The organism is Psychromonas sp., assembly GCF_983033635.1.
Genome location: NZ_CEZLMY010000017.1, coordinates 7,282 through 18,387, shown reverse-complemented (window position 1 = coordinate 18,387; position 11,106 = coordinate 7,282). Strand labels below are relative to the sequence as shown.

The window sequence follows — 11,106 nt, the reverse complement described above, 5'->3', positions numbered from 1 at the left end:
AAGGTTAAAGGCACTTTACTGAATTTGAATCCGTTTACCCTATAAGCTTCAGCATGGTTTTACTCATCACCATGATAAGCAGCACCCGTATAATCATCAAATCGACAATAACGTATTGCAAGGTTAAAGGTACTTTACTGAATTTGCATCCGTTTACCCTATAAACTTGAATCTGATTTTATTCATCACCATGATAAGCAGCACCCGTATAATCATCAAATCGAGAATAACGTCCTTGGAAGGTTAAACGTATTTTACCGATCGGGCCGTTACGTTGTTTACCGATAATGATTTCAGCAATACCCTTATCGTTACTATCTTCATTATAAACTTCATCACGATAGATAAACATAATCAGATCGGCATCCTGCTCAATCGCACCGGATTCACGTAAATCTGAGTTGATAGGGCGTTTATCGGCGCGTTGCTCAAGGCCACGGTTTAGCTGTGAAAGCGCGATAACTGGGCAGCGTAACTCTTTAGCTAAAGCTTTTAATGAGCGAGAAATTTCAGAGATCTCTAGAGTACGGTTTTCACTTAATGAAGGTACGCGCATCAGTTGTAGATAATCGACCATGATCATACTGATACCGCCGTGATCACGTGCGATACGGCGTGCACGAGAACGCAGTTCGGTCGGCGTTAGGCCGGAACTATCATCGATAAACATCTTACTTTGGTTTAATAAAATTGACATAGTTGAAGAGAGCGAGGCCCAGTCATTTTCATCAAGCTGACCGGTACGGATTTTACCCTGATCAATACGTCCCAGCGATGCCAGTATACGGTTCATTATTTGATCTGCCGGCATCTCCAATGAAAAGATAAGCGTGGCTTTATCAGCATTAAGTGCGGCATGTTCTGCCAGGTTCATCGCAAAGGTGGTTTTCCCCATAGATGGACGTGCTGCTACAATAATCAGATCGCCTGGTTGGAATCCGGTAGTCATCTGATCTAAATCGTTATACCCCGAAGATAAACCTGTAATACCATCTCGTGGGTTTTTACATAAATCATCAATTTTAGCGACTGTCTCTTTTAAGATATCTTTAATCGCTTGCGGGCCTTCATTTTTATTACTACGCGCCTCGGCAATTTGGAATACCTTGGTTTCAGCAAAATCAAGCAGTTCCGAGCTATCTCGTCCCTCTGTTTCATAACCCGCTTCGGCAATCTCATTGGCGACACCAATTAACTCTCGAACAATGGCACGCTCGCGCACGATATCTGAGTAGTTATTAATATTGGCGGCACTAGGCGTGTTTTGTAGCAGTTCTGCAAGGTAAGCGATACCACCTATCCCTTCAAGCTCCTGTTTGTTTTCAAGGTGCTCTGAAAGTGTTACTAAATCAACGGGAATATCTTCACTGCTGAGAAGTTCGATGGTGGAAAAAATTTGCCGATGCGCGCGATGATAAAAATCACGGTCTACAACTCGCTCGGCTACATCATTCCATGCTTCATTATTTAGTAATAAACCACCTATGATAGCTTGTTCAGCTTCAAAAGAGTGAGGCACGGTTTTAATCGGAGAGATGGTTTTATTTTTTTTTGCTGAATAAGGTGGTTTATCTGCCATTTTAAAATCCTAAATTTGTTAATCGTGTTTATAAAAAAAGGATTTCAATCCAAATATATGCACTTAAAATTAAGGCGATTAATACTGCTGCTGAGCCCATATCTTTTGCTCGACCAGCCAATTCATGGTGTTCACTACCAATTCGGTCAACCACAGCTTCAATCGCGGAATTAATGATCTCAATAATCATTACTAAGAAAACAGGTGCTATCAATAAAATACGTTCGATTTGCGAAACATCTAAATAACAGGCAAGTGGAATTAAAATCGCAGCTAATAATAACTCTTGGCGAAATGCCGCCTCATGTTTAAAGGCGCTTGTTAAACCTTGTGTTGAATAACCTGTGGCAAGAATAATGCGTTTTAATCCGGTGTTCTTCTGCATGAAAAGAGAAACCTGTAAGTTGTTTTATTGAGATCGTTACTTTAACAAAAGGCGGGGGTAAGATCACTTGCTGTTTAAGTAAGTGATCTTAATTTCTTCATTATTGCGTTATAACCTCTTTATTAAAATAGTTACGCCAGGATGTTTTGATTTGAGTGCTGCGGGAACTTGCCGGGGGTAGTAAGTTGCATTGTCTTAGGATTAAGTTGTAACGTAATTTGGGTTGTCCCAAATAGGCCCAGGGTGCAGTTGAAAAATCGATATAATTTTGGTTAAAAGAGAGTTCTTGCGCTAACTTTTGCTGGTTGTTATTCATATAAAAACAGAACATAAAGCTTTGGCTCGCCCGCAAGCTATTAACGTCATGGTTACGCTGTTCTGCAAATAATGAATAAGCTTGTTCAATTTCAACTTCTACTGAAGCGCGTTTAAAGTAGTTTTGTTGCAGTTTTTTGGATTTTTGTGTGCAAAGAAATAACCATTCTTGAATATGAGCAAGGGGCAAAAGATGTAAGTTGGGGTCCCCCGCTGCGGCATAATTAGTCACTTTTTTGGCTAATTCGAAAGCTTGTTTACGGCCACTGAACCCTTTTTGACTTAATAGATTGGTCATTGCCTGATGCAGCTGAAAGCTATTTGCATCCCAGTGCAGAGCATGTTGGTAATATTGATTTGCAGTTTCGATATTTTCATTAAGTAACAATAAGTTATCAATTAGGTGACTGTAAATTAAAACATCTTTATTGGATCCCGGCAGAGCTTTAACATAAAGCTCATAAGCGGATTGTGCGTAATAAACCATGTTCCCAATATGCAGATGGTTTTGCTTCGATTTTATACTCTGTTGAAATGATTTTCTTGCTGAGTGGGAATACATCACAGCTATAAAAAAGGGACTTAAATAATTATCTGGTCGTTCCGTCAAATAATCAACAAACCCCTGAAAATTGGCGCTTTTTCCAATTACTTTCAATAACTCTTGACGCCCGGTTGCTTCACTCTGTAGATATAATTGCAGGATGCCGTGGAAATCGCTCTGGGCAATCAGTCTACAAAATTTCGCTTGTAAAGCAGACTCTTTTTGATTTGGTAGCGCAACTAGTGGGTTTAGTAGTGTCGATAACAAATATTTCATCACCTTGCTCCTTAAATCTTGTTTATTTTTGAATATAAATAAAACTAAGCAAAGGACGTTCCACTATTTATAATAATGTAAAATCAGCTCTAAAAATTAGCGCTTTAATATTTTTTTGCTGTGTTTATTTTAGCAAAGCGCGCTATTTCCTGTGCCGTTTTACTTGCTGCTGCTATTTCAGACACTTTTATATGTTAACATTGCCCTTTTTTAAGTTGTCTGTTTCCAAGTTACTAAGGTTTTATTGTGTTAGCAAAAGGCTCTCTTTTTTCTCGTTTAATTAATAAATATTGGGTAACTAGTCATCATGTCCCTTTACAGGCTATTACTGAATTACAGCTCGATCTGAATCGGCCAATTATTTATGTTGTGGAGCAAAACAGTGCAAGTGACTTGTTGGGACTGCAATCAAGTTGTTTAAAGGCGGGGTTGCCGGATCCCTATCTAGCGATAAAAGTGAACGGGCAAAGCATAAGTGCCGCTATTTTTATTGATGACTGGTCTTTTTTCTCACAAAAATCAGCTCCACAAAAAAAAGCACAAAATCAAGATGCTCCTTACTTGGATCAGTACCAGCAGTTATTAAATTTACATAAAGCGGATGAAAATTTAGATATTCAGTTAGTGCCTGTCACATTTTATTGGGGAAGAAATCCTGGTAAACAAGGTAAAAAATCATGGTTTGATCTGCTTGACCAGCGCCGAGTCGGTGCTGTGCATAAGTCATTGATCGTGTTAAAAAATGGCAAAGATCATTTAGTACGTTTTAATCACCCTATTTCGATTGCAGCTCTATGCCAGCGTGATAAATCGGCGCAGCAGTTAGCGCATAAGCTGGCAAAAGTGGCAATCAGTTATTTTGGTCATCAAAAACGTAGCAGTATCGGTCCTAAATTACCCAATCGAAAAGAGATGATTAACGCTGTTTTACAGCAACCGAGTTTGCAGCAAGTGATCAAAGAAAGGGCTGAAATCGAACAGTTGAGCGAAGCTGAGATTGAGTCTCAGTGTCGGGCCTATCTGCAGGAGATCAGTGCTAACTTCTCTTATTCATTTCTGCGCCTATTCCGTAAAATATTAAGCTGGGTATGGAATCATATCTATCAAGGTATTGAAGTGCATCATGCACAAGCAGTTCGCCAAGCTTGTCAAAGTGGCGCAGAAATTATCTATATGCCGTGTCATCGCAGTCATATGGATTACCTGTTACTTTCATACTTATTGTTCGAGCAAGGTCTAGTGCCTCCGCATGTTGCAGCGGGTGTAAATCTTAACTTTTTCCCGGCAGGGGCTGTTTTCAGGCGTTCCGGTGCTTTCTTTTTGCGCCGTACTTTTAAAGGCTCACCACTGTATGCGCAAGTGTTTAAAGCTTACTTTGCAATGTTATTTAAACAAGGTTATCCGATTGAATTTTTCACTGAGGGGGGACGCAGTCGCACGGGGCGTTTACTACCACCTAAAACAGGTTTGTTAGCAACCTCTTTGCAGACCTATTTAAATCAACCAGAGCGTAATGTTTTAATCGTGCCTGTTTATATTGGTTATGATCACATAATGGAAGTAAGTACTTACACTAAAGAGTTGGCTGGGCAGAAAAAAGAGAAAGAGAGTTTTTGGCAAGTTTTAGGGATTGTTAGAAAACTTGGTAACTTTGGGCGGGCTTTTGTTAATTTTGGTGAGCCGATTAATATTAAACAGCACTTTGATAAAGAAATTCCAAACTGGCAACAATCTGAGATTGATGATCTGCAATTTAAAAAGCAGGTGCAGCAAGTTGCCCATAACGTGATGGTTGGTATCAACGCGGCAACTGCGGTTAATGCATTACCTTTGTGTGCTTCAATTTTATTAGCAAGTAAAAACTTCTCTGTACAAAAACCGCTATTTTTCGAGCATATTAGTAAGCACCAACAGCTACTTGCTTTACTAAATAAAAATAGTCTGCTGACTTACGCGCAAGGCGGTGCTGGTGATATTTATCAGCAAGCTTTAGTTTTAGATAAGTTTGCTGAGCGTGATGGTCTGGTTGTCTGTTCGCAGACAGAGGCAATACAGCTCAGCTATTATCGAAATAATATAATTCATCTTTTTGTCTTACCAAGTTTATTATGTAATACAGTGCGTTATTTATTGTGGCAAAATAAAGCCTTAACTTTTGATAATATTGCTTGTTATGCGTCTAAAATTTATCCTTTTCTACAGGCTGAATATTTTTTAAATAATCAGCAAGATCTAATGCCTTTAATGGAAGAGGGGTTAAAACAGTTACGAGAGATCGGTGTCTTGAGGTTTGAAAATGGACTTTATGTGATAAGCGATGATCTGTTATTAACTATTTTTGTAGGCCATTTAAGAGAAACATTTTTACGTTATCACCAGTTACTGTTTTTGCTGTTCAGTGAAACGAAAAGTTGGCAGGGGGTTGATCAAAAGCATATTGCTTTGTTATGTAAAGGAAAGCTACAAGCACGCAGTATCGAACCCTTTGATGAGAAAGTGATAAAAGTATTCTTACAAACCCTGCAGGCGTTATACCCTGATTTTGTAGCGCAAGATCAAGGGAAAATGCTGTTAGATCTACTTTATCATTCGTTTTAAGATTACTTCACAGAATAAAGGATTAATAAAATGGTTATGAATGGCAGTGAACTTGTTGAGTCGATTCGCCCTCAAGTGCAAGAGGTAGATATACAAGAGTTGAAAGCTATTATTGAAGAAAATCCGCAAGCGATTGTTATTGATATTCGCGAAGCTGCAGAAACGAATGCGGGCTCCATTCCTAATGCGCTGCTTATTCCTCGTGGTATTCTGGAGATGCAAATTAGCAGTCATGCAAGCATCTCTGAACGCTTTGCAACACTTGAATTGTTATCTGAGCAACCTATCTATCTGCTCTGTCGTTCAGGTGCACGTACGATTTTATCGGCATTTTCTTTACAGCAGATGGGATTTAAAGATGTTTATTCAGTTGCAGGTGGATTTTTAGCCTGGCAAGCTGCTGGCTATGATTGTACTAATTAATCGCAGAAGCTCAGATAAGATAGCTTCTTTTGCTTCATTCTCCTTTTTATTTGTTATGGAGTCTTTGTGACTGAACCTTATGCTATTTTGCAGGCTGATTTATCTTTTCAGGAAGAGATAAAAAAAAGTCGTTTTATTACTTATTTGGCACATATTGAAGGCAAGCAGCAAGCATTAGATTATCTGCAATCGATAAAAAATTTACATAAAGAAGCGAGGCATCATTGTTGGGCTTATATTGCCGCAAGTCCTAAAAACAGTGTAAAAATGGGCTGTAGTGATGATGGTGAACCCAAAGGCACTGCGGGAAAACCAATGTTGAGTATCTTACAAGGGACTGATCTTGGTGAAATAGTGGCAGTGGTGGTGCGTTATTCCGGAGGGATAAAGCTCGGAACAGGCGGATTAGTGCGCGCTTATTCTAATGGGATACAGCAATTAGTCGTGCAGATGCAGACAATTGAAAAGCGTTTTTATCAACAATATCAGCTACATTGTGATTATGCTCAAATGGCGTTGATAGAAAGCTTGTTAGCATCCAAATCTGGACGTATTGTGCAGGTAGAGTATTTGCAGTCAGTAAATGCACTTATTGAAGTTGATTTGCAGTTTGCAGAACAATTTATCGAGCAACTCAAATCGCTTACACAAGGAAAAGTTTTTGCGAAAAAAATTCCCCTTAAAGCCAGCTAAAGAGAGATAAGGCTGTGGCTTTTCGTTCAATTATTCGAATTGTTGGTATGTTAATCGGGTTGTTTAGCCTGACTATGTTGCCTCCCGTGTTTATCGCGTCACTTTATGGTGATGGCGGTGGTAATGACTTTTTGGCTGCATTCACGGTTACTTTATTAATTGGCTTTGCGCTATGGATGCCCAATAGACGCTTAAAAAAAGATTTAAAAGTGCGCGAAGGGTTTTTAATAGTAGTACTGTTTTGGGCTGCGCTTGGCAGCGTGGGGGCAATCCCATTCTTAATGAGCTCAAGTATTGAGATGAGCACCGCTTCTGCGTTTTTTGAGTCTTTCTCCGGCCTGACCACGACTGGTGCCACTGTTATCGAAAATATTGATAATTTACCAAGATCGATTGTTTTTTACCGGCAAATGTTACAGTGGTTTGGTGGTATGGGAATTATCGTTTTGGCGGTTGCTGTTTTACCTATGTTAGGCATTGGTGGTATGCAGCTGTATCGTGCGGAAACACCCGGACCTGTTAAAGACTCAAAAATGACCCCGCGAATTGCCGAAACTGCCAAAGCTCTTTGGTATGTTTATTTATGTTTGACGGTTGCCTGTATGCTTTCTTTTTGGCTTGCCGGTATGAGTCTGTTTGATGCGCTTTGTCATAGCTTTTCAACGGTTTCTATCGGCGGCTTCTCAACACATGATGCAAGTATTGGCTATTTTGACAGTAATACAATTAATACTATTACCGTTGTTTTCCTGATTATATCCGGGGTCAACTACGCTCTGCACTTTAGCGCTTTTTCTGCTAAAAAATTCTCTTTTAATATTTACAAACAAGATCCTGAAGTACGTGCATTTATTTTTATTCAGGTGGTTTTAACTGTGATCTGTTTTGTTACGCTAATGAACCATCATGTTTATGAGTCGATAGAAACCTCTTTTTCACAGGCATTATTTCAGGCTGTTTCTATTTCCACTACGGCTGGTTTTACCACGACATCTTTTGCCGATTGGCCGCTGTTTTTACCTGTTTTATTAGTTATTTCCAGTTTTATTGGCGGATGTGCAGGCTCGACGGGGGGCGGACTGAAAGTGATACGTGTCTTATTACTTAATTTGCAAGGTCTTCGCGAGTTAAAAAGATTGGTGCATCCCAAAGCCGTTTATAAAATAAAATTAGCTAATAAAGCGTTACCCGATCGGGTTATTGAAGCTGTTTGGGGATTTTTCTCTACCTATGCATTGGTTTTTGTTATCTGTATGCTGGCATTATTAATGACAGGTATGGATGAGCTAAGTTCTTTCTCTGCAACAGTTGCTATGCTCAATAATTTAGGACCAGGCCTTGGTGAAGTAGCGCTTCATTTTAATGAAGTAAGTGATATATCTAAGTGGATTATGATTATTGCCATGTTATTCGGTCGATTAGAGATCTTTACTTTATTGGTCTTGTTTATGCCTGTTTTTTGGAAAAATTAAAAATGACAACTAAAACCCTTGTGCTGTACTCATCTGTTGATGGGCAAACATTAAAAATAATTGAACGAATTACAGCATTGATAGAGGGGGAGATCTCCCTGTTTAATGTTGATGATCACTTTGAAATCGACTTTAGTGAATATGATAAAGTACTAATTGGTGCTTCGATTCGTTATGGTAACTTCCGTAAAAATCTACTACATTTTGTGAATGAGCACAAAGTACAACTTGATCTGTTACCCAATGCTTTCTTTTTAGTTTGTTTAACTGCACGTAAACCAGAAAAGGCAAACCCGGCAAATAATGCTTATATGACCAAGTTTGATCAATTGTCTTTATGGCAGCCACGTTTAAAAGGCGTGTTTGCGGGGGCTTTGTTATATTCACGTTATAACTGGTGGCAAACACTCATCATTCAGTTGATTATGAAAATAACGGGCGGTAGTACAGATACAAAAGAAGATATTGAATTAACTGATTGGTCAAAAGTGGAACTCTTTAGTAAAGATTTTTCTGCCTTATAAGCTTTTGTTTTATAAATAAATAGATAATCAAATGTATTTTAAACAACGGATGTTATTGCACGTTGGGGAGGCGAAGAATTTATTGTTTTATTGCCTGACACAAACTTATTAGCGGCAGCCAAAACAGCTGAACGTTTACGCTTATTGGTACAAAACAATCCTGCTTTAAACAAATTAACTACTACGGGATTAACCATCAGTGCTGGTTTATCTGCTTTTGATGTGACACAAAGTATGGATTGGCATATTAGCATGGCAGATAAGCAACTTTACAAAGCCAAAGAGAGCGGTCGAAATTGTATTGTTTATTAAGCTGATTTTTTTAGCCGCCTGAATTACAATAGCGGTTTTAGAATATCTAAATTCAGGCACCAGCATGGTCAATCAACAACCTTCCAACAGTGCGCAACAGCTTTTGCTTGATGTGTTTGGTTACACTACATTTCGAGAAGGGCAAGAGCAGGTCATCAACCACCTGTGTGCAGGTAATGATGCTTTAGTGGTTATGCCAACAGGTGGCGGTAAAAGCCTCTGTTTTCAAATTCCGGCATTAGTGCGTTCAGGCATCTGTTTTGTTATCTCCCCTCTAATTTCATTAATGAAAGACCAGGTAGATACACTGCGAGCTTGTGGTGTTGCTGCGGCTTATCTTAACTCCAGCCTCTCTTATGCCCAGCAAAATCAAATTATTAACGAGATGCATACGGGCTTATTGAAAATTGTTTATATTGCCCCGGAGCGTTTATTACGTCCTGATTTTATTCAACGTTTAGAAAATTTACCGATTAACTTGTTTGCGATTGATGAAGCACATTGTATCTCACAGTGGGGGCATGATTTTCGCCCTGAATATGCATTACTTGGACAATTAAAGCAGCGCTTTCCTAATATCCCCTTAGTGGCTTTAACTGCCACTGCTGATCATGCAACGCAACGAGATATTCTGGCTCGTTTACAGTTTAATGATCCGCTTGTTGCTATCCATAGTTTTGACCGTCCAAATATTGAATATTTGCTGATTGAAAAATATAGGCCTTTGATTCAACTGTTTAATTATCTCGCAGAGCATAAAAATGAAAGTGGTATTATTTATTGTACCAGTCGCCGGCGCACTGAAGAGTTAAGTCAGAAATTAATTGGCAAGGGCTTAAAAGCGCGTTGTTATCATGCGGGGTTGCCACTTGAAGAACGCCAAGCGGTGCAAGATCTATTTATTAAAGATGAAGTTGATATCGTGGTCGCGACGGTGGCATTTGGTATGGGGATCGATAAACCCAATGTTCGTTTTGTGGTTCATTATGAGATACCTAAAAATATTGAGTCCTATTATCAAGAAACGGGACGTGCGGGGCGGGACGGTTTGCCCGCACAAGCGATGCTTTTTTACGATCCTGCTGATCCTGCAAAAATTCGAGGTTTGCTAGAAAAAAACGAAAATGAAGAGCAACTTCGTATTGAGCTGCATAAGCTTAATACCATGGTCGCATTTGCCGAAGCGCAAACTTGTCGTCGTCAGGTATTACTTAATTACTTTGGTGAATACAGCCATAAAGCATGCGGTAACTGTGATATTTGTTTAGATCCGCCGAAAAGTTATGATGCGACTGAAGATGCACAAAAAATTCTATCGTGTGTTTATCGTACAGGGCAGCACTTTGGCATGGGTCATGTTGTTGATGTATTAAAAGGGGCGCAAACCGCACGTATCAAAAGCTTAGGGCACGATAAATTGTCCACTTTTGGGCTTGGTAAAGAGCACTCTGCCGAGCACTGGTTAAGTCTTTTACGGCAGTTAATTCATTGTGGTTTGTTGATGCAGAACTTAACACGCGGTTCGGCGTTACAGTTGACACAGGCCTCTCGTCCAATTTTAAGGTCTGAGCAAACCTTGCACTTAGCTGTACCGCGTTTGAAAATGGTTAAAGCGAAAAAGAAACGTGGTGTGTTATCTAGCGTATCAGACAATAAGCTGTTTGCACGTTTACGACAGTTGCGTAAACAGATTGCTGATCGTGAAGATTTACCGCCTTATATTATTTTCAGTGATGTTTCACTTTCTGAAATGAGTGAGATTTTGCCACTAACGGATGCTGAATTTCTGAATATTAGTGGCGTAGGGCATATTAAGCTAGATAAATATGGTGCTGAATTTTTGGCGATTATCAATGAATATTCACAATCGCTGTAAATCAAATTTCTATAAAGCTTTTTAACTTTTACTGCTGGAAGAGCGCTTGCTTAGTGTAACTTGAAATCATTTAATCGTGTTAAAGCATGTTGAATTACCATTTTCGGAA

The 11,106-nt window shown here is 39.3% G+C and carries 10 protein-coding genes; 7 read left to right on the top strand and 3 right to left on the bottom strand.

Going from position 1 to position 11,106, the window contains the following annotated elements:
- Positions 1–178: 178 nt before the first annotated feature.
- The 3 genes from dnaB to AC4GME_RS04000 form a co-directional block, all read right to left on the bottom strand.
- A complete protein-coding gene (gene dnaB, locus AC4GME_RS04010) occupies positions 179–1,579 on the bottom strand; it encodes a replicative DNA helicase (protein WP_490379045.1) in 1,401 nt (466 codons plus the stop codon).
- Between the two features lie 28 nt (positions 1,580–1,607).
- Positions 1,608–1,964: a diacylglycerol kinase gene (locus AC4GME_RS04005; protein ID WP_490376795.1), complete on the bottom strand. Its 357-nt coding sequence runs from the start codon at positions 1,962–1,964 to the stop codon at positions 1,608–1,610.
- 100 nt (positions 1,965–2,064) lie between these two features.
- On the bottom strand, positions 2,065–3,099 hold the full coding sequence (locus tag AC4GME_RS04000) for a hypothetical protein (RefSeq protein WP_490376794.1): 1,035 nt from the start codon (positions 3,097–3,099) through the stop codon (positions 2,065–2,067).
- Positions 3,100–3,345: 246 nt separating this feature from the next.
- Here AC4GME_RS04000 and plsB point away from each other — a divergent pair, with 246 nt between their 5' ends.
- From plsB to recQ, 7 genes are all read left to right on the top strand, one after another.
- Positions 3,346–5,697, top strand: a complete 2,352-nt coding sequence (gene plsB / locus AC4GME_RS03995; protein ID WP_490376793.1) for a glycerol-3-phosphate 1-O-acyltransferase PlsB — start codon at positions 3,346–3,348, stop codon at positions 5,695–5,697.
- Positions 5,698–5,727: 30 nt separating this feature from the next.
- Positions 5,728–6,120, top strand: a complete 393-nt coding sequence (locus AC4GME_RS03990; protein WP_490376792.1) for a rhodanese-like domain-containing protein — start codon at positions 5,728–5,730, stop codon at positions 6,118–6,120.
- Between the two features lie 66 nt (positions 6,121–6,186).
- Complete coding sequence (locus AC4GME_RS03985) at positions 6,187–6,813, top strand: YigZ family protein (RefSeq protein WP_490379044.1); 627 nt, start codon at positions 6,187–6,189, stop codon at positions 6,811–6,813.
- A 14-nt stretch (positions 6,814–6,827) separates the two neighbouring features.
- Positions 6,828–8,285: a TrkH family potassium uptake protein gene (locus tag AC4GME_RS03980; RefSeq protein ID WP_490376790.1), complete on the top strand. Its 1,458-nt coding sequence runs from the start codon at positions 6,828–6,830 to the stop codon at positions 8,283–8,285.
- 2 nt (positions 8,286–8,287) lie between these two features.
- Positions 8,288–8,809: a menaquinone-dependent protoporphyrinogen IX dehydrogenase gene (gene hemG / locus AC4GME_RS03975; RefSeq protein WP_490379043.1), complete on the top strand. Its 522-nt coding sequence runs from the start codon at positions 8,288–8,290 to the stop codon at positions 8,807–8,809.
- Between the two features lie 54 nt (positions 8,810–8,863).
- Positions 8,864–9,121 carry a GGDEF domain-containing protein gene (locus AC4GME_RS03970; RefSeq protein WP_490379048.1) on the top strand — a complete coding sequence of 86 codons (258 nt, stop codon included), beginning with the start codon at positions 8,864–8,866 and terminating at the stop codon, positions 9,119–9,121.
- 64 nt (positions 9,122–9,185) lie between these two features.
- The gene (gene recQ, locus AC4GME_RS03965; RefSeq protein ID WP_490378711.1) at positions 9,186–10,997 is read left to right on the top strand and encodes a DNA helicase RecQ; all 1,812 of its coding nucleotides are present in this window, start codon (positions 9,186–9,188) and stop codon (positions 10,995–10,997) included.
- The last annotated feature ends 109 nt before the right edge of the window (positions 10,998–11,106 follow it).

Coding starts and splice junctions, on each gene's coding strand:
- AC4GME_RS04000 (WP_490376794.1), bottom strand. CDS start 3,099: ATGAAATATTTGTTATCGACACTACTAAACCCACTAGTTGCGCTACCA.
- AC4GME_RS03990 (WP_490376792.1), top strand. CDS start 5,728: ATGGTTATGAATGGCAGTGAACTTGTTGAGTCGATTCGCCCTCAAGTG.
- dnaB (WP_490379045.1), bottom strand. CDS start 1,579: ATGGCAGATAAACCACCTTATTCAGCAAAAAAAAATAAAACCATCTCT.
- recQ (WP_490378711.1), top strand. CDS start 9,186: ATGGTCAATCAACAACCTTCCAACAGTGCGCAACAGCTTTTGCTTGAT.
- AC4GME_RS04005 (WP_490376795.1), bottom strand. CDS start 1,964: ATGCAGAAGAACACCGGATTAAAACGCATTATTCTTGCCACAGGTTAT.
- hemG (WP_490379043.1), top strand. CDS start 8,288: ATGACAACTAAAACCCTTGTGCTGTACTCATCTGTTGATGGGCAAACA.